14 protein-coding genes are annotated in these 20,814 nt (G+C 42.8%); 4 read left to right on the top strand and 10 right to left on the bottom strand.

What is annotated here, in order from left to right:
• Positions 1 to 82: 82 nt before the first annotated feature.
• From nfo to PGR74_RS01650, 4 genes are all read right to left on the bottom strand, one after another.
• Positions 83 to 931 (bottom strand): deoxyribonuclease IV, encoded by an 849-nt coding sequence (gene nfo / locus PGR74_RS01665; protein WP_270516629.1) that lies wholly within the window; start codon positions 929 to 931, stop codon positions 83 to 85.
• 166 nt (positions 932 to 1,097) lie between these two features.
• Entirely contained in the window at positions 1,098 to 1,424 is a 327-nt protein-coding gene (locus PGR74_RS01660) for a carboxypeptidase-like regulatory domain-containing protein (RefSeq protein WP_270516628.1), read from the bottom strand.
• A 13-nt stretch (positions 1,425 to 1,437) separates the two neighbouring features.
• Positions 1,438 to 1,854 carry a carboxypeptidase-like regulatory domain-containing protein gene (locus tag PGR74_RS01655; RefSeq protein ID WP_270516626.1) on the bottom strand — a complete coding sequence of 139 codons (417 nt, stop codon included), beginning with the start codon at positions 1,852 to 1,854 and terminating at the stop codon, positions 1,438 to 1,440.
• Positions 1,855 to 1,941: 87 nt separating this feature from the next.
• Positions 1,942 to 5,253 (bottom strand): golvesin C-terminal-like domain-containing protein, encoded by a 3,312-nt coding sequence (locus PGR74_RS01650; protein ID WP_041503757.1) that lies wholly within the window; start codon positions 5,251 to 5,253, stop codon positions 1,942 to 1,944.
• A 248-nt stretch (positions 5,254 to 5,501) separates the two neighbouring features.
• Between PGR74_RS01650 and PGR74_RS01645 the strand changes: the two genes are divergently transcribed.
• From PGR74_RS01645 to uvrB, 3 genes are all read left to right on the top strand, one after another.
• Positions 5,502 to 7,079, top strand: coding sequence for a peptide chain release factor 3 (locus tag PGR74_RS01645; protein WP_041503758.1), 1,578 nt, complete (start codon positions 5,502 to 5,504; stop codon positions 7,077 to 7,079).
• Positions 7,080 to 7,409: 330 nt separating this feature from the next.
• A complete protein-coding gene (locus PGR74_RS01640; RefSeq protein WP_041504061.1) occupies positions 7,410 to 7,787 on the top strand; it encodes a thioesterase family protein in 378 nt (125 codons plus the stop codon).
• An 18-nt stretch (positions 7,788 to 7,805) separates the two neighbouring features.
• Positions 7,806 to 9,812: an excinuclease ABC subunit UvrB gene (gene uvrB / locus PGR74_RS01635; RefSeq protein ID WP_041503760.1), complete on the top strand. Its 2,007-nt coding sequence runs from the start codon at positions 7,806 to 7,808 to the stop codon at positions 9,810 to 9,812.
• 109 nt (positions 9,813 to 9,921) lie between these two features.
• Here the strand turns inward: uvrB and PGR74_RS01630 are convergent, their stop codons facing one another.
• From PGR74_RS01630 to PGR74_RS01615, 4 genes are all read right to left on the bottom strand, one after another.
• Positions 9,922 to 10,380 (bottom strand): GNAT family N-acetyltransferase, encoded by a 459-nt coding sequence (locus PGR74_RS01630; protein WP_041503761.1) that lies wholly within the window; start codon positions 10,378 to 10,380, stop codon positions 9,922 to 9,924.
• A 14-nt stretch (positions 10,381 to 10,394) separates the two neighbouring features.
• Complete coding sequence (locus PGR74_RS01625; RefSeq protein ID WP_052634680.1) at positions 10,395 to 13,136, bottom strand: DEAD/DEAH box helicase family protein; 2,742 nt, start codon at positions 13,134 to 13,136, stop codon at positions 10,395 to 10,397.
• 3 nt (positions 13,137 to 13,139) lie between these two features.
• A complete protein-coding gene (locus tag PGR74_RS01620) occupies positions 13,140 to 14,915 on the bottom strand; it encodes a DNA methyltransferase (protein WP_052634682.1) in 1,776 nt (591 codons plus the stop codon).
• A 260-nt stretch (positions 14,916 to 15,175) separates the two neighbouring features.
• On the bottom strand, positions 15,176 to 16,762 hold the full coding sequence (locus PGR74_RS01615; RefSeq protein ID WP_110688386.1) for an ABC-F family ATP-binding cassette domain-containing protein: 1,587 nt from the start codon (positions 16,760 to 16,762) through the stop codon (positions 15,176 to 15,178).
• A gap of 456 nt (positions 16,763 to 17,218) precedes the next feature.
• Between PGR74_RS01615 and PGR74_RS01610 the strand changes: the two genes are divergently transcribed.
• The gene (locus PGR74_RS01610; protein WP_270516625.1) at positions 17,219 to 19,900 is read left to right on the top strand and encodes a MutS-related protein; all 2,682 of its coding nucleotides are present in this window, start codon (positions 17,219 to 17,221) and stop codon (positions 19,898 to 19,900) included.
• A gap of 1 nt (position 19,901) precedes the next feature.
• On the opposite strand, the gene PGR74_RS01605 is transcribed toward PGR74_RS01610, so the two are convergent.
• Both PGR74_RS01605 and PGR74_RS01600 read right to left on the bottom strand, forming a co-directional pair.
• On the bottom strand, positions 19,902 to 20,210 hold the full coding sequence (locus tag PGR74_RS01605; RefSeq protein ID WP_041503763.1) for a nitrous oxide-stimulated promoter family protein: 309 nt from the start codon (positions 20,208 to 20,210) through the stop codon (positions 19,902 to 19,904).
• A 6-nt stretch (positions 20,211 to 20,216) separates the two neighbouring features.
• On the bottom strand, positions 20,217 to 20,810 hold the full coding sequence (locus PGR74_RS01600) for a hypothetical protein (protein WP_110688384.1): 594 nt from the start codon (positions 20,808 to 20,810) through the stop codon (positions 20,217 to 20,219).
• Between the last annotated feature and the right edge of the window lie 4 nt (positions 20,811 to 20,814).

The following is a 20,814-nucleotide window of genomic DNA, read 5'->3' as shown; positions in this document are numbered from 1 at the left end:
ACCCAATCTTTTAATCACTTAATCTTTTAATCACCTAATCCCTAAATCACCTAATCCCTAAATCACCTAATCCCTAAATCGATCAATCCTTTACAAATCCTTTCAACATCTCTATCTCTTCCGGCCATAACGATTCGTCGGGAGTCTCCAAGATAAGCGGAATATCGTCGAAACGAGGATCCTGCATAATCATCTTAAATGTCTCTATCCCCAACTCGCCTTTACCGATACTTTCATGGCGGTCCACCCGTGAGCCCAATCCTTTTTTGGCATCGTTCAAGTGCATTCCCATCAGGTATTTAAAACCGATCACCCGGTCGAAATGCTCGAAAGTTTCCGTGAAACCGGAGGATGTCGACAAATCGTATCCCGCAGCAAAAGCATGACAGGTATCGATACATACCCCCACCCGGCTTTTATCTTCCACCCGGTCGATGACGTAAGCGATTTGCTCGAACCGGTAACCCAAATTAGAGCCTTGTCCGGCCGTGTTCTCGATAACGGCACTTACCCCTTCGGTCTTGCTCAACGCCCAATTGATGGATTCAGCAATCCGTTGCAGGCACTCCTCGTCGGTGATCTCTTTTAAGGAACTTCCCGGATGAAAATTCAACCGATCTAGTCCCAACTGCTCACAACGCTGCATCTCGTCCAAAAACGCCTCTCTCGATTTCTCCAAAGCACCCGCTTCGGGGTGTCCTAAGTTAATCAGATAGCTATCGTGCGGCAATATCTGCTTAGGCATATATCCCCATTGTTCGCAACGCTCCTTAAAAAGGACTATGTTTTCAGCCGAAAGCGGTGCTGCCTTCCATTGCCGCTGATTTTTCGTAAAGAGGGCAAAAGCCGTGGCCCCGATCTCATGAGCATTTAACGGAGCATTCTCTACTCCTCCCGATGCGCTCACGTGCGCTCCTATATATTTTTTCATTCTTTCAAGTTTTTAATCTCTTCATGCTAACTCCGTAATAACCTTTCAAACGATATAAATTGCAAGAAGTTATACTCGTATACAAAGATAGGGAGGTAATTTGAAAATTCAATAAAAAGTTCCGGATAGTTTAATTACCCGGAACTCCCACACCAGCGTGTTTTGTCTATTTCTTTTTTTCTTTTGTTTTATGCATGACCACATTAATTTCCGTTTGATTCCCAACCGTAATTTCCTGTGTTTTCATTCCTTTTTTCGAAAAGACCAATACTCCGCTTGCCGAAGTATATATGACATATTTCCCTTCTGCATCCGTATAAGCTCCCGTGATTGTCCCTTTTATCAGCACCTCTACCTTCTCCAATGCTTTTCCCGTCGTATCGGTCACCACACCGGATACTTTCTTCTGGGACTCGTAAGCTTTTAGCACACCATTAGTTCCGACCACAATAATTCCCAAAAAAATAGCGATCAATAGTAATTTTCTTTTCATACGATTTTAACTGTCAACACAAAGTTTTATTATTCATAGATTTATCCTCCAATATTGCCACCAGGTAATTGGGACCATAAATCAGGTAACGATTATAAATAACTACTAAAGATTTGCGGTTATCTTGCATAATGACATTTATAACTTTTTGACTTCCGACTTTCACTTTTTGAGTCTGTTTATCAACATAACTAAAAACTAAAATACTACTGGGAGCAGCATAGATAGAATATTTCCCATCCATATCCGTAATGGTTCCCATTGTAGTTCCCTTGATTTGTATGTTAACCCCGGGCAACGGTTCACCTTGTGCATCTGTAACTGTTCCTGTTACCTGGTGTTGTATCTCAATAGCCACAGCCATTGAACTCATGACACACATCAAAAGTAAAAGTGTCATTAATTTTTGTCCAAACATTTTTGTTTTCATCATTTTTTATTTTAATTAAACACAACACCCAAATATAACTTATATTTACTATAAAAACAATTTTAAGACAAAAATTATTAAAATAAATTATTTATCACCCATAAATTTCCATTTCACCGCATCGGCATAGATCACCTGTTCTTCCTCCACTCCTTTATCGCTTAACACGATTTGATTCTCTCCGGCAGAAAGGTCAAATTCACCCAAAGAAAGCCATCCCTTGCCCTCTTCCGTCTTCACCGAGACCTGCCTTATTCCATCACGATCTGTCAGCTCGTAATTCTGTACGGGCTCCCCATCCATTCTCACTTGATACGCTCCAATGTAAACAAACAGTTCGTACACCCCGCTCTTTGGCAAGTCTGTTTTCCAAATCGCCTTGGCTTTTCCTTCTCCTGCCTTTTTATATACCAGACTCCGAACTACATTTCCGTAAATTCCGGAACTTCCCGCACAATAAGTCCAGCGAGTCGGTAAAAGCTGTCCCATATCGCGTAAGGCGATATAATCAAACTGGTATTTTTTCTCCTTCCGACTCTCCTTTTCAAACAGACGCTGCCGTTTGTCCGCTTCCACCAATTGGAAACCGGGATCTTCATTATCCACGATAAATTCATCCGGGGCCGGAGCAAAAACACTATCGTCTATATCAAAAATACCATCCGCCGTATCCCGGACCTCATCCGGTTCCTTATAAAGGACTTCCGTATACCCGTGAGGTATATTGGAGGAGAGATTTAAATTCAATTCATAATTCAACTGTTTTGTCTTTACAAGCTTTTTAATCTCTTTACTCTCCCCTGCCGGAATAAAGTAACAATATGTCATCTTGTCAAAATCGGCAAGAGATAAAGACAAATTTACAATACCATCCACTTTACCGGTATTTTTTATTTTAAAACGTACCCTGTACATATCCTCCTCTTCATCGGTAATCACCTTATCCACCCCGATATCTTTTATCAGATAAGCGGGGATTTCTCGTCCACGAAACCAGTCCGGTAATATTTTTTCCAAGTCCACTCCCTTTTCCGATTTCAATTTTCGCATAAACTCGTTAAAGTCCATTTCCTGAAAAGGATAGAGAGATTTAAACTCTTCAACAAAGAGATAAAACTCTTTTTCTGGTATGCTAAGAGAGACATAGTCTTTAATATAATTCATTTTTAGCATAAGAATCGCTTCAAAAACAGGATCCGGAATAAAAGTATCTCGTAAGGCATCCTCCAAGCTACGAGTGGATAAATATCGATCAGCTTTCAGCATCTCATCACTTCCGTTAAAATCTGCTCTCCCGGCCCTTTTCCGTTCCAAGAGGGTAAACATAACCTTATCCATAATCGGATAATCGTTCGAAAAAAAATAACCGGAATAATTAAAAAACAACGGCGATACATATTGCCCGTTAGGTTCCAATCGCGGAACCCGAAAACCTTCGGCAAAAGCGGGAATAAAAACATTATTTATTCCCATGGACACCTTTTGAGACGTAAGATAATATATAAAAAAAGCTAAAAATTCCTCCTCGAAAGAACGATTACTCACTATACCCATAGTTAACTGTCTTTGGTAATTCTCTTCAAAACTCCGAAACGAATTCTTCACGTTCATCCATCTTACAGGATACCATCTCTCCGGAAATAAGACAAGCTCTGGCTGTACACATTCACCGACGGATTTCCATGACCTGGAATTTACCGCAAAAGATACCGGGGTCTCTAACATCACAAGCTTTCGAAACGGGTAGTCTTTCAATTTCAATCTACCCATGGATCTTTTTAACACGTTTTGGAACTCTTCCGTCGTCATGTTTTTAAACAAAGGCGACAGTTGGTCGTGTCCTTTAAAACTGTATAATTCAAACATGACGGAATCCACCCTGACGGAACGGCTCTCGAAATTTCCCATGCACAATGTCACCCCCTGTAAACGTTGCCAATTATAAAATCGTACCGAATCTCCCTCACGTATTCTTTCTCCCTGTGATACCACACTCCGTCGGCTCGGATCAAAAACCCGAAGTCGAAAATCCGTGAAATCTTTTCCCGTTGCATGAAGGAAAGAGAGATTCACCGGGGATACCGCCACCGGATACCAAAGACATTCCGGAGTTAACAACGTGTATTTATCCCCCACAAAGGCATAACGTTTTCCGAAGCGCATCGGACAATTATACCATTGCATATGCCAATAATCTGCCGAGGGAACCTCGAGATAACACACCCGTTCATCGATCTTCCCCTTGTAAGTCAGGCTAAAAGTACAGGTATCCCCACCTTTTAACGGTCGCTTTACCACAACGATTTGATTCTCCCGATCATACTCCACCGACTGTCCGGAAGACTCGTTAAAAGAAATAATTTGTAAACCGGGATTCAAATACAGAACCCATTGTTCCACGGGCGATTTATCCCGGTTAATAATTTCCAACCGACTCTTTCCCAAAATTTGATTTCCCTTTTGTTCTACCTCCAGATCATGACGATTGACCCGAATAAAGGGAGAGGGAGTATGTTGTAAAGCGAATTTCAAGTAAATTTTACGGGTAGTCTCATCCTGCCAGTAACGAACCGAATGGAAAATACCCGTGCCCGAACCCAGCATCACAAGAACCGCACCCATCAAATACCCGTACCGAATCTCCTTCCTTCCGTTCGGCAAACGACACTCTCCTCCTATCGACCATAACAACAAGCCTACGCCAAGTGTCAAATAAATGAAACGATATGAGATATAAGCTATTATCCCCATGCAGTCTGTCACGTCCGAGAATACATTGGGTATATCTGTCGATGTGAAGTCCCAAATACCATGTCCTAAATCGGTTAAATAATATAGCGTTCCCAAGAAAAAAGTAAATAAAACGACAAGACCAAGACCCGTATTCCGAATCCACCCCGTCACAAAAATCGATAATCCTGTCATAAAAATCAATGCCGGAAAAGAGAGTGTCGACCAATAGAAAGGATAATCCCAGAAACAAAAGGGAGACTCACTCGCGAACAGGTTTATTCCCATGGCCAACAGTAAAGAGAATAATTGAAATATAGAAAGCAACACAATAATTCCCAATCCTTTACCCCACAAGTATTCCGTATTACCGACTGACCTTACCCGCCCGGATTCCAACGTGTCCCTGCTCTTCTCCCTTCGACGCCATTCTACAACGGCCAAAATCACCAGTATCGATTGAAGTAGAGTGAAAAGATAGGTATTCACGTAAGGTATTGCGCCCGGTAGGGCAATCATAAACCGATTGACGTCCTGATCTCCTTGAAGCAAGTATTGTTCCCCGATAATGGCAATTATTCCCCATACCAGTAAAATTCGAACTATCCAATTACGTCCTAATAATCGTCTTTCGTAACGAGCTACAGTAATAACTCTTTTTAGTTGCATAATTTTCCTTTTTATATAGACACCACCAAATCAATCAAAGGATGAATGTGAATTGTAGTAAATATAAAAAATATTTTTATTCCGGTTATACTTTACGAAAAAAACAAGCGATAACGTTTTAAACGTAATGGAAAATAGACTCGATATTTTTACGTCCGCAATTTTTCTGCCTTAAACCTTAAATTAAATACTCAAATCATTATCTTTGCAGCCGCAAAAAATAGTCGTATATATTCACACGGAAATACATGGGTTTTACTGAAGAGATATTAAGAAGACGTACTTTTGGCATTGTCAGCCACCCGGATGCGGGTAAAACGACCTTAACGGAAAAATTACTCCTTTTCGGGGGAGCCATTCATATTGCCGGAGCGGTTAAATCGAACAAGATTAAAAAAACGGCTACCTCGGACTTTATGGAAATCGAAAGACAAAGAGGTATTTCAGTGGCCACCTCCGTGATGGGGTTCGAATACAAAGACGTCAAAATTAATATCTTGGATACCCCCGGTCACCAGGACTTCGCCGAAGACACTTTCCGGGTATTGACGGCCTGCGACAGCGTGATTATCGTGATCGACGCCGCCAAGGGTGTGGAAACCCAAACCCGCAAACTGATGCAGGTATGCCGGATGCGCAAAACTCCCGTTATTGTTTTTATCAATAAACTGGACCGGCCGGCAAACGATCCTTTCGATATACTGGACGACATCGAAAAGGAGTTGCAAATCAAGGTAAATCCTTTAAGTTGGCCTATCGGCAGCGGTGATACCTTTAAAGGTATTTACAACCTCCACAAACAGAATTTATGCCTCTATTCGGCCAGCGTACAAACCATACAGGACGGTATCGAACTGAACGATATCGATAGCCCGGAACTGGACGAGTACATCGGAGAACGGAGTGCCCAACAATTGCGGGACGATTTAGAGTTGGTTCGGGAAGTATATCCGGGCATAAACCGCAAGGAGTACTTGGATGCCACGGTGGCTCCCGTCTTTTTCGGTTCGGCTTTAAATAATTTCGGTATCCGGGAGATGCTGGATTGTTTTATCGAAATAGCCCCCTCGCCGCTTCCCCGGGAGACGGAAGAACGAATAGTCCGCCCGGAAGAGGATAAATTTACCGGATTTATCTTTAAGATCCACGCCAACATGGACCCAAACCACCGGGACCGCATTGCTTTCGTGAAGGTATGCTCCGGCATATTCAAGCGGAACACCAATTACCTGCACGTGGGATTGGGAAAAAATTTAAAATTCTCTACCCCTACCGCTTTTATGGCTTCTAAAAAATCCATCATCGACGAAGCCTATCCCGGTGATATCGTCGGCTTGCATGACACGGGTAATTTTAAGATCGGAGACACCCTGACGGAAGGAGAAAAACTGCATTTCAAAGGAATTCCCAGCTTCTCGCCCGAACTCTTCAAATACATCGAGAATGCCGATCCGATGAAATCCAAACAGTTAGCCAAAGGAATCGATCAATTAATGGACGAAGGTGTCGCCCAATTATTTGTCAACCAATTTAATAACCGAAAAATCATCGGGACGGTGGGAGCCTTACAATTCGAGGTAATAGAATACCGCTTACTCCACGAGTACGGTGCCGCCTGTCGCTGGGAAAACATCAACCTTTACAAAGCGTGCTGGATCGAAGCGTTAGATTACAAAGAGTTAGAAGACTTTAAGCTCCATAAAGCCCAGTATTTGGCTAAAGACAAGTGGGGACGGGACGTATTCTTAGCCGAATCGCAATACATGCTTCAAATGGCACAGAATAACTATAAAAAGTTGCTCTTCCACTTTACCTCGGAGTTTTAATCCGAGGTAAAAATTCTTTATAACCTCGTCAAAAGAGTCAGGAAATTTTCAAAGAAGAAAACGTGTTCGATTTTTCCGGCATAAACGAGCATACGGACGATATACGCAATTAATACGAACTTCTCATTCATCCCCAAGCAAGCCGAAAACCATTGGAAAAGATTTACAGCACGGATCAAATACCACACTGTAAAGAAGAAAAATAACCGGAATAGAAACAAAGGGTCCGTCTCCATTCGATAAAAGCAGAGATCAACCGTCAAAAATCCTCAAAAACATGGTATGGGCCAGATAATTCAGTAACTTTGTATGTCAAATACAAATAAAGTTATGGAAATAAAGATAGGATTCTCTTTTACTCAGGAGATTATCGTGAGACATGAAGATACCGCAGCCGTGTACGGATCGGGTAAATTAGAGGTGTTCGCAACCCCTGCCATGGTCGGTTTAATGGAAAATACCGCTATCAAATGTTTAGAAGGCATGTTGGAAGCCGAAAACGACACGGTCGGTATAGAAATCAACGTGAAGCACGTGAAAGCCACTCCCGTCGGTAAAAAAGTAGGATGTAAGGCAACCATTACGGAAACAGAAGGACGTCGCATTCGCTTTGAAATCGAGGCATGGGATGAAACCGCAACAATCGGTACGGCTGTTCATGATCGTTTTATCATCAATCCCGTGAAATTTTTGAGTAAACTCGGTTAACATCAATCGCACAGATCCATGTTCAAGTTAACGTCACAGTATACGCCGACCGGAGACCAACCGGAGGCCATAGAGCAACTCGTGAAAGGCATCGAGGGGAGTGATCCGTGTCAGGTCTTACTCGGGGTAACCGGATCGGGAAAAACATTTACCGTTGCCAATGTAATCCAAAAAATACAACGCCCGACCCTGATTCTAAGCCATAATAAGACGTTAGCGGCCCAGTTATACGGGGAATTCAAGGCATTTTTTCCGGAAAATGCCGTAGAATATTTCGTTTCCTACTACGATTACTATCAACCGGAGGCCTATTTACCCGTTACCAACACGTATATCGAGAAAGATCTTGCTATCAACGATGAAATAGATAAGCTCCGTCTACGGGCTACCGCTTCCCTGCTATCCGGACGTCGGGATGTCATTGTCGTATCTTCCGTCTCCTGTTTATATGGAATGGCAGATCCGACCGCTTTCGGGGCCAACACGATCAGGTTGCGAACCGGGATGAAGATTGCAAGAAACCAACTACTTCGCAGGTTGGTGGATGCTCTATATGCCAATAACGAATTGGAATTCAAAAGAGGCTCATTCCGTGCCAAAGGGGAAACGGTAGACATATTCCCTTCGATTGAAACTTTCGACGGCATAGCTTACCGACTCGAATTTTGGGGGGATGAGATCGACCGGATCTCCTCTTTCAGTCCCCAAACCGGAAAAATAATAGATACTTTAGAAACCTTAAACATCTATCCCGCCAATCTTTTCGTGACGGACAAGGCCACCGTTGCCAAAGCCATACACGATATAGAGCAAGATTTGATCGTACAGGTCGATTTTCTAAAATCCATCGGAAAACATTTTGAAGCCAAACGATTGGAAGAACGGGTAAAATACGATGTGGAGATGATACGCGAGTTAGGGTATTGTGCCGGAATAGAAAATTATTCCCGTTATTTCGACGGAAGAGCCGCAGGCATACGTCCGTTTTGCCTGCTGGATTACTTTCCCCGGGATTTTTTACTCGTGGTCGACGAATCCCATGTTACTCTTCCCCAGGTGAGGGCCATGTACGGGGGAGATCACTCCCGCAAGCAGACTCTGGTGGAATACGGATTCCGTCTCCCGGCCGCCTTCGACAACCGGCCGCTCACGTTCGAAGAGTTCGAGGCCAACACGGGACAAACCATATACGTCAGTGCCACACCCGCCGATTACGAACTGGAAAAATGCAACGGGGTCGTCGTGGAGCAAATCATCCGCCCGACGGGCATCCTGGATCCGGAAATAGAGGTTGTACCCAGTAAGAATCAAATAGATCATCTCATAAACGAAATACAGAAACGAATAGAGCTTAACGAGAAGGTATTGGTCACGACCCTCACCAAACGCATGGCGGAGGAGCTGAGCAAATACCTCGACCGTATCAGCATCAAATGTCAATACATTCATTCGGACGTAGATACGCTCGAACGGGTACAAATCATCGAAAACCTTCGGAAAGGAGTCATCGATGTCATCGTCGGCGTAAACCTGTTACGGGAAGGACTGGATATGCCGGAAGTCTCTTTAGTCGCCATTTTGGATGCCGATAAAGAGGGTTTCCTGCGGTCTACCCGTTCGCTGATCCAGACTTCAGGCAGGGCTGCCCGTAATCTGAACGGAAAGGTCATCATGTATGCCGATACCGTTACCCGCTCCATGCAAGAGACCATCGACGAAACAAGATACCGCCGGGAGAAGCAAACGGAATACAATCGCCAGCACGGTATTACGCCGACTCAAGTTCATAAAACCACCGAATCGGTCTTAAAAGAGACTTCTCGCGCCTATGTCGAAGAAGAGCACGTAAATACGGCTGCCGACCCAGTCGTCGCCTACATGAGCAAACCGGAAATAGAAAAAATGCTACAAAAAACCAAAGCCGCCATGCAAAAAGCGGCTAAAGAAACAGATTTTCTGGAAGCCGCTCGTCTACGGGACGAAATGTTTAAATTGGAGGAACATCTAAGGAAATTAACGAATTAACCATTGAGGGATTCTAAGATTGAGGGGTTGGCGATTTAAAGAGGGTAAGATCAGCACTCAATCGTAAATTAAAATATTCACCAATCTCTAAATATGGGCGAAATTACCCCTATTCTCTCGAAGAGCCTTCGCTTTTCAAGCTCATATGCAGAATAGGGAACGGTTTTCCAAAAGCATCCGTTGCATTCCTCCCGGTTACTTCAAAGCCCATCCGCTCGTAAAAACAGAGCGCATTTTCATTCTGTTCGTTTACGTCAACCTTAGAAATTCCTCTGCATTGCACGGCATAATGCAATAAACGTCGCCCCAATCCCGTTCTTTGTACTCCGGGATGGACAAACAACATTTCAAGCATATCTTCCCGAATTCCCATAAAAGCCAGAATTCGCCCCTCATTCCCCCGAATGACAAAGAGCGATACGGCATCAAGATATTGATTCCGCACCAAAGGCTTAAAAAAACGAATATCCTCCTCCGCAAGAAAATCATGAGTAGCCCGAACCGAGGCTTCCCAGAGGTCGGTCAATTCATCGTAATCACAAACTGAAGGTCGTACAATCTCACTCATTTTCAATTATTTATTTAAGACAAAAGATGGCGGACGAAACAAGTCTCCACCTCTTTCTTTGTATTAGTCGAATTATAAAGAGGTATACCTATCAACCGATAACTTTTATTCCCTTGCTGCATCAAAGATCGATCTATATAATTTTGATCCTCTGTCGTTATGGCTTGCAAAAAATCATTCTTCCATTGATCCGTTTTCAGGCGGTCACTCCCTTTGGGTTCCACAAATACCTGAAAATAGTCATCTCCCTTTCTCAGGAACAACAGAAAATCAGGCATAAACCCTCGTCCCTCGCGATCATATATTTTATATATCTCTTCGTTACGCAACAGGTATACCTCATCGTAACGACTTTTCAAATTACCGATGTATCCTTTTATGAATTCCAAAAGATCACGTTCTTCATCCGTCCCCACAAACGCATCCAACACATACCAATCGTTCGCAACCATACTCTTTTCGTACTCTTTATCATAATTCGCCTCAACCAGCTTTTCTTTAGATTTTTCAAATACATCCGCCAAAGCAACCGATTTAAAGCAGGTGGCGGTATAAGGTCGCGAATACTTTTTTATCTCCTGTTCCAGCTGTTCGAAGAAACGGATTGCAATCTTCAGATAGTCGTTATGGGTCAATGCCCGATTCGTCGTTACGGAGAGAGGAAGTCCCGCCAATAGGCCGCTATCATACAGTTCATCGATAGATTCGACCTTCAATTCCTTAGACAAATTTCCTATCCGATAGACAGAATCCACCTGCTTAGACAATCGATTGATCGCCTTCATAACGATATGACGTTCCATATCCCTAATCGTTATCAGTAGCGTCTTGGATTCAGCATGATCGACATATTTATCCTCATCGTCCCGGTTATCATCAAAAAGAATTTTAGCCTCTTTCTGTTCTTCTATAATTGTACAGGCAAAATACCACTCCTTTTCGATCTGATCCAGACTTTTCTTCTGCCTGAAAGGATTGACGATCCGTTCGTTCTTAAACAGCTTCGCCTTCCGGTAAAATTCGCAGGCACGGAACGCTTCTTTCAGTCCAAATACCTTACGTATCTTCCTGTCCTCTATCAAATTTTTCCGTTTCAACTCCTGAATCAGGTCCCCTATATAGCGCTCATCGTTATCGCTATGAAAATAAAATTCCTCCAATACCCTCAATTCATGGGTCAGATCATCGTCAAATTTCCGTCTTCCTCTCTCCTTATCTCCATAAGAAAACGGATAATACCTTATTCCTCTGCCTATCAACTGTACCTCCTGGGTCGTCGCCCGACTGGTTGCCGATTTCTTTACATTGCTGCCCCCCGTATTCTGTCCTTCATACAATCGTACGATATCATACAGGTTTAGAACATCCCATCCCTCCGTCAATCTTTGCACGGAAAATACAGCCCGGATGATATTATTTCTATCTTCCAGATTGTTCAATAAACGATCCTGACTTTCCGTCGTTTTCTCTTCTCCTTTCCCTTTCCCCTTAGCCGTTCTATCGGAAGAATTGGTTATAATGCAATTTTGAACCTTAAAGTGGGTCTGCAAAAATTCGATTATACTTTGAACTTCAACACGGTTGTCCGCAATATAACGCCTGATATCCACAATCCGGCTTTGTCCTCTTCGGTAAACCTCCTTCATCCTATCCAGCTCCTCTTCCTTAACCGTCCCGATAAAATCGAAATCGGAAATACTCAAATTATCTATCAACTCTCTAAAAAAGGCAAAATCCGTCTGGGAAGCTTCAATAGTTTTACTCCGGAAAAGGATAACCGACTTAAAATCATATAAATGGAACTTAATAGCAATTTCCTGTCTATACCAGTTAAACAATAATGCTTGCAATATTCGCAACCGTTTATCGAAAGAAGAGCTGACTAAATGAATCTCTTTCGTGTATCCGGCCCGAAGGAAATCTTCAATCTGAAATTTATAAACCGTCTTATCCGCGTACTTTTGCAACACGCTCCTTACCTCCGGGATAGTAGCCGTAAATTCCAAAAGTATATTTTTGTTCGGCCTGTCACCCCTATAACCGTATTTATTCAACAGCAACTGTATGGCCGTATTTTCCCATCCCCTTTCGATATCTTCCTCTTTCGCGTTTGTTTCCGATATGCCCGTGTTAAAATCCGGACCATACAATACTCCCGTTTCGTTTTTCGTGTTGGCATTCAGATGATGCGCTTCATCCGCTATCATGATGATATCCCGCTCCTGCAACTCCTGCAAGGTCGTGGTATTCTCTTTTATATTATAGACGTCGTTATGCAATTTTTGTATGCTGCAAAACTTTATCTCCAATACATCATCCCGATCCGAAAACACCTCCACCTTCTTTATATTCACGGTCTCCTGATCAATCGTGATGATCGGCTGAAACAGGTATTTGTTATGTCCGGGATTGGAGAGATTATCTTCCGTTTTGCCTACAATGTTGTTCTGATTAACAAAAAAGATCACCTTACGATACCCCTGCTTATAGTAATAGAGTAATAAAGCCGCCATCAACAAGGTCTTACCCGTACCGGTAGCCATATTAAACATCAGGTGGTTCCCTCTCTCCTTATTCCTCTCGTTCAGTAAAAAATTTTCCAGGGCCTCCCGTTGCCAGTAAAACAGGTCGAATTTCAGATTCCGGGTGATGTATTCAGGTATAACAATAGGGTTCTCGACATATTTCTTACTCTTTTCCAACTCTTCATACAAATAATCGATCTTCGCCGGATTCCCTAAACTCGTATGGGTCATATCTTATTTTTTATAAAATTCATTAGCGGCAAAAACATCCTCCTCCTTCACGGTATACCGGATATCCCCCAACTCCGCGTAGTTGATATAAAGCTGATTCAAGTCGAGCATTTTACAGAAAATCTCTTTTTGCCTCCATAGAGGCAAAGCCATGAAAGTTTCTTCGCGGCTGACCTTTTCCCTAAACTCTCTTACCTTCAAGTTGTAATCCAAAAAATAGCGCTCGCACATCCGTTCAAAAAAAGCCAGCAACTCATCGTAATTTTTACATGTATTGATTTTCTCTATAGCTCTCTGGTTATTTCTGGCCAACTCGAAATAGACGTATTCCGTATGTTTCAGACGGGTCTTGATTTTCTCCTGCGTCTCTTCCAATTGTTCCACGGCAATATACCGACGGTTGAGATAGTCGGCGACATAAGCCGTTGTAGCACTTCCGGCAAAGAAATCAAGAACGATATCCCCCTCGTTCGTGGTCATTTTAATCAACCGTTCCATTAACTTATAGGGTTTTTCCGTGATATATCCAGTCCTCTTCTCTCCGTCCACCCTTATTCGGGCCGCTACCGCCGCCTTCAGCCAATCGGCATCGGAATTCAATTTATATTCGGCAAATATCCGTTTCATCTCCTCCACGAAATCCTCCTCCGTGTGGAACAATTCCCACCAATCTTCCGGAATTTTTCCCTTCTCCGTGTACCCCTCACTCACGTCACTGTTCATCTCCCCGTTAAAACCTCCCACGTGCACTTCGGATTTCATCCTAACATCGTCCCCGTTAAAAATCCAGTTGCCGGTTTTACTATACCACAATATATTATCATGTTTCCGGTTCAATTGTTTCATCTTAGGTGAACCCGGGCCATTGTAACACCAGATAATTTCATTCCGGAAATTCTCTCTTCCGAATACCTCATCCATCAGGATTTTCATATAATGTACCTCATTCCAATCCAATTGAACCAAAATGCTCCCGTCATCAGCCAACAACTCCTTGGCGACCTCCAATCGATTACGCATAAAAGCAAGCCAGGTCGAATGGTTGAAATTGTCATTATAACCAAAACTATCGTTTCCCGTGTTGTACGGGGGATCGATATAAATCAACCTGACCTTTCCCAAAAAACGTTCCTTCAAACTGTACAGAGCCAACAGGTTATTTCCCTTTATGACCAGATTATCCTTGATCACTCCTCGTTCATCGTATTGAAATCCTGCAAATCGCTTCTCTCCGTTTCCGGTATTACGCCTTACGTTTTCAAAAGCCTTAGGTTCCAACAACCGATCTATCTCCTCACTACCTATGACCGCATTGAAAAACACCTCTTTCCTCTTCGCCTTTTTCTCCACGTAATCGGATGTATCGGCATTCGCTTCAAAATAAATGTCCACTCCCTCTTCCGTGCTTTGTCCTCCTTCGAGTACACAATCTTTAAACGGAAAGTACAAAACCACCTCTCCGTAATCTTTCAATAGTTTACCTCTTCCGGTAGCCAATCCGATTTTATTCTCAAATTTCGTATAACTGTGATCCAGCATATCCTGCTCCAGAAAAAAAACGAAATCTCTCTGCTTAAATACATAAACCGCACCGCATCGAATAAAAAAACGTTTCCGGCATATCTCATTCTCCAACAAAGAAGAGATCAACCACTCCTCTTGTTCACCTACCGCTCTCTTAAGCGCATTCATATCCACTTCACCGCTATCCGTCAAACACTTGTTTTTTGTTCTCAATATATCAAAAACCACATCCGTGCAACCGATCAATTTCTTCATTCTATTATACGTATTATCCTCTGTTATTATTAGGAAGTGTTCCCCATCCTTTCTCTAACCTCTCCATTATCAATCGCATTCGATTGATTCAGGTTCAATATCATTCCTTTACAAATATAAATTAAGATACGACGACATCGAAGAAAACAAGAGAAATAATTTCTTCCGCTCTTTTCCGGTTACAAAATTAAACTTCGTATTTTAAATTCAAAATGATAATACACATGTTACCCGGAGTTAAAGAGCCATTATACTTTTCATTAAAGGTTTATCGTGTAGTCTACTCCGATTTGTTCAACAAAATAAGGATCGTGTGAAATCACCAACACGGTTCCCCGAAAATCCTTTACGGTAGCGGTCAGAATTTCAACATTCTGCATATCGATATTATTGGTCGGTTCGTCCAAAATAAAAACATCCGGGGTATCGGCACTGACCATCAGACAGCAAAGAGCCAACTTCATCTTCTCTCCCCCGCTCAACTTTCTGCAACTTTTCTCCCACACCGGCATGGGAAACAAAAAACGATTCAAAATCGTTTTGATTTCATGTTCCTGTCGCACGGCGGTAAACCGTCGTACCTGCTCAAACACGGACAAATCATTTTTAACGATCGAATACTCCTGATCCAAATAAACATACTTAAAATCCTCAAGGGTCAATGCCCCTCTGGAAGGATTCAACTCTCCGGTCATCAGCCGCAGTAAGGTTGTTTTCCCTGAACCGTTTTTTCCCCGGATAAGTACCCGATCGCCGCTCTTTATCAGGAAATCCAAATCCTTTTCCCATAAAGGGACAGACGAATAAGCGAAATTAATATGCCGAGCCGTGATTAAAATTTTTCCCGTATGTAACGACGAGGTTTTAAAATCTACTTTCATGGACTTTATATCCGGCAGGCAGGCCCGAACCTCCGTCAACTTCTCTGTAATACCCCTCTGCCTCTCCTCGTGAACTCCCTTCAAAGCTGAAGTACTCTTTTCTGCCCTGTCCTTTAAAGTGTTCATCGCCATACGGCTTACCCCTTTTTTAGCACTTCTTTTTTCTCCCCGGGCATCTAATTTCAGCTTGCGCTCGACAGTTTCCCGAGCGACCTTACGGGCCAGACGCAATTCTTTTTCTTTTTCGTCCAGTTGAGAATAAAGCGCATGAATAAGAGTCTCTTTCTGAGTCTTATAAAAATCATAATTCCCATTGTAGTAAGTTATTCCCCTTCTATCCAATTCGTAAATCGATGACATCAGATTCAATAATACCCTGTCATGGCTAATCACGACAATGGTCGCTTTAGCGTTTAGTATAAGCCCATACAACCGTTCACGGCACTCGCTATCCAAGTGATTGGTGGGCTCATCCAACAAAATTATCTCAGGCGAATGCAGATGAATACCCGCAAGCAACACCCGGGTCTTCTCTCCTCCGCTAAGACTTGCCAACGGCCGGAAGAGCGAAACATACTCCAAATCCCAAATTTCCAAAGCCGTCCGAGCCCTCTCTTCTATATCCCAATCCTCTCCGAGCACCGTAAAATGTTCTTCCGAAACATCGCCTCCCGTAATGGCCCGTAAGGCCGTCAGTTTTTTATCGATCCGCAAAACCTCCGCTATCGTCAGATGATCGTATTGACCGAAATGCTGCGGCACATGATACGTTGTTCCGTTACATATAATCTCCCCGGACACGGCGGAAAGCTCCCCGTTTATAACACGCATTAAAGTCGACTTTCCGGTTCCGTTATTCCCGACAAAAGCCACTTTTTGGCCTCGTTTTACAGCAAAAGAAAGATCCTGAAAAAGCATCTCTTTGTCGGCATGTCGATAAGTAAGTCGTCGTACAACTATGCTCATTCTATATAAATTACTCAATTAATACTCAAATAGTTGAAATCACGGGGCAAAAGTGATAATAAAGAATCAAATTCACGAATAGCAACTTTCTAAACGAAAAACCTGCCCGGTTTCTTATTTAAAACCGTTTACTGGCATAGGTATAACCCCGATTTTGAAAAGAAGTAATTAAATATTCATTCGAGTAAAGATATAATTTGGAACAAAAGTAATACATTTTACTGTATATCCAAAACGAAAACAGGTCATACCCTGTTTCAACAATATTTTTGTCACCATGAAGAATATAAACAAACAAAATTAGAAGCAAATCATGGTAAAACACTCGTGATTAAATATAATAGTTACAAATAATTAAAAATAACGAAATATATTCCTTTTATCCATTTAACATCATAACTTTAAAAAATCTTTAATATACGAACTAATACCAATCAATAACCATAAACACGACTTATGACTTTTTATACAGATAACCAAACCTTAAACGATCTGAGTATATTCGGAAAAAACAAAAATAGCAGCATATACGGTTTATTCAACAAAACCTGTACAAACGCGGGAGCCAGACTGCTGGAAAGCATGTTTAAACAACCGATATCCGATCTGGAGGAAATCCGAAAACGCTTAGCCGTAATACGTTATTTCCATGATAAAAAAAGCAGTTTCCCTTTTATGGGCAGCTTGATCAATAACGTGGAAAATTACCTGGGGGAACAAAGCGAAAAAAGCAGAATAGACCCGAATAGCACAAGCATACAAGGAAATTTAAAACGAAGATCCGGCATGGATTTGGATTACAAGAGAAATCAGGAAGGAATCATGCTGACAATCAGATTGATCAACTCCGTCCGTAACTTCGTATCGGAAGAAAGAGATTCGACAGAAGAAACTCCTTTGAAAACGATGATAGAGGAGATGAAAGAAATCGTCGACGACGAACGTTTGGCTTGGACTCTTAAAGAGAACGGGCAAAAGACATTCGATTATGAAAAAACAGCTGCTTGCGATACTATATTTCGTTTCAGGGCCCGGGATATACTGTCCCGATTAATGACTCATCTTTCTATTCTCGATGCCTACATCGCTGTCGCTCAAACCGCCATCGCACGCAACTTTACCTTTCCGATTCCCCTACCGGAGCAAGAGCAGCTGATAGATATAAAAGGACTTTACCACCCTTTCGTGGAAAATGCCGTGACGAACGACCTGACCATTGACCCCTCCCAGCAGATCATCTTTTTAACCGGGGCTAATATGGCCGGAAAATCTACTTTTATGAAAGCCTTCGGCGTTATTCTATACCTGGCACATATGGGATTTCCGGTTCCCGCCCGGTCTATGGAATTTTCTCTCCGAGGAGGATTATATACCACCATCAACCTTCCCGACCAATTAAAACGGGGTTACAGCCATTTTTACACGGAAGTTCAACGGGTAAAAAAAGTAGCAGAACTTTTAGACCGTCAACACGACTTGGTTATTATTTTCGATGAACTTTTCCGGGGAACGAACGTGAAAGACGCCTACGACGGGACTTATGCCGTAACGGAAGCATTTGCCAAGTACCAAAAAGCGATCTTCATGATATCCACTCATATTACGGAAGCCGGAGTCGCCCTAAAAGGACATTATGACAACATCTTGTTCACTTACTTCTCCACGTTAATGAAGGGAGAAAAACCCGTCTTTCCGCACACCTTGCAACCGGGTATAACGGAAGACCGTTTCGGAATGAGAATCATCAACAATGAACGGATCATCGAGATTATTCAAGGCAAGGTGAAGGTTCCTCCTTCTCCGAAAGAAGAAGGACGTTTTTTTGTCGATAAACAGACGATAAACGATTTAGAGTTATTCGGCAAGTTTAAAGACGAATCCGTTTTCAACACGTTTAACCGAACGGTAACTCAGGGAGGCAGCCAGACACTCGAACTTCTGTTTATGAATCCCACTACCGATGCAAAGGAGATCGAGAGGAGAAGGGAGATCATCCGTTATTTTCAACGTATCGACAAAAAACTCCCGGTAGGTAGTTTTATCATGAAGGAGGTCAATACCTATTTTAACGTCCCGATTCCCCGTTTCAAACTTCTCTCCTTTTACAGGATAATAAAATGGAGAATCTTAAAATTTTTCATGGACGATGCCCAATTCGATTTTGTCAAAGACGGTATTCTTTCCTCTGTAAAAATGTTAGACTCTCTGAATAGCTTCCTGCAAACGCTTGACGACAATACTCCCGTTTATCAAGAAGAGAGATCCGTATTCAGAACGATTCTGGAAAGTAAAAACATACGTTGGTGGAAAAAAGAAAAGGACAAAAAACGTCTCTCCTATTTTAAAATGGCCCATTTGGATTATCGGTTACGACGAACCGTCTTTATGGAAATGAAAACATTGGAGCGGATGATTTACGAAATGGATGCTTACCTGTCCGTGGCAAACGTGGCAAACGAAAAACATTTCACCCACGCGCTTCTCCGCGAGAAAAAAAAGAATTTCGTTCGAATGGAAGGGCTTTACCATCCCCACGTAGAGTCTCCGGTAGCCAATTCCATTCAAATAGATACGGAACAAAACGTTTTCTTCCTGACCGGAGCCAATATGGCCGGAAAATCCACCTTTATGAAAGCCTTCGGCATCGCTATATACCTGGCTCATTTAGGCTTTCCCGTACCCGCACGGGAGATGGAGTTTAGCCTCCAGGAAGGCATGTACACCTCCATTAACTTATCCGATAACCTGCTGGTAGGATACAGCCATTTCTACTCGGAAGTCTTACGGGTAAAGACTGTCGCCGAAGAGTTGAACCGGGGAAAAAGGCTGGTACTGATAATGGACGAACTGTTTAAAGGAACCAACGTGAAAGACGCTTTCGACGCAACCGTTGCCGTATCCATGGGCTTCGCGGAGAGTCGGGACAGTCTTTTCCTCCTATCTACCCATATCATAGAAGCAGCTAACGATTTAAAGGAGCATTACCGGAATGTCCAATTTTTCTATTTTCCCACGAGAATCGAGGAATCCCGTCCGGTCTATCCTTATCTGTTAGAAAAGGGGATAACTTCCGATCGTCACGGAATGCGTATTATCAACAATGAAGAGATTATAGAAACCATCAACAACAGCCGTTAGATTATTTCCGAAACAAATGTTCCAACGCCGCCCGAGGCGAGTACAACAACATGCGTGGTCCGGAGAAACGCATCACTCTCCGGATCCGTTCTCTCATTTTCGCAGAATAACAATGAACGGGACAATGTTTACAAGAAGTCTTATCCTCCCCGAAAGGACAATGTTCCAATCTCGCTCGGGCATATTCCAATAACTCCGCACAAGTCGGGCACAAGGTCTTATTTCCCTCCTTTTTCCTGCAATAGAGGCGAATCATCCTCTCTACAATTTTCTTTTCCCGTTCCACGCGGAAAACTTTACTTTTGTCCATTATCTGTTATCTCGTAATACGATAGCATCTGCTCCCCAGCACACTCGCCAACCGGTCCATATCGTTCAATGCTGCGATCGTCACGTCCCACTTCGCGTAATGAACCGGTTTGCCCCGTAATATCGTTCCGGGTGCTCTGAAAACGGCTTTTTGCAAAAAATCTTTTTTGAATATCCACCCTAACACCAACAACACCCGCTCGTGACCGCGAGTATATAATTTGGAAAACACATAGATATCCACCACTCTTTTGACCTGTTCGTCCGTAACCTCACACCTCCAGTCATCGTGAGGAAAATAAAATACCTCTTGTGTTTTAACGTCGATTATCTCGTTCCGAGCACCCAAAAAATCACCATGATCGGGCGTATCCCCAATCTTTTCTCCCAAATAAACAACCGGGAGTTTTTTCAACCGACACCACTCATCAAAAGCAAACTCCCCGATATATCCGATAGCGATCTTCTCTATCCGTTGCGGAACGTCCAGCCGGACATCCCGCCTATATTCGGACCTGATACGTATACCGGCCCTACGGTTCGCCTCCGCCCAACTTGCGGAAGAACAATGCCATTCAAACGCCTTTTTTACCGAAGCCATCTCT

This window comes from Sanguibacteroides sp. AM78-02pH3A (assembly GCF_027666085.1).
In the GTDB taxonomy this organism is placed as follows: domain Bacteria; phylum Bacteroidota; class Bacteroidia; order Bacteroidales; family Marinifilaceae; genus Gabonibacter; species Gabonibacter massiliensis.
This window is presented reverse-complemented; position numbering and strand designations above follow the sequence as displayed.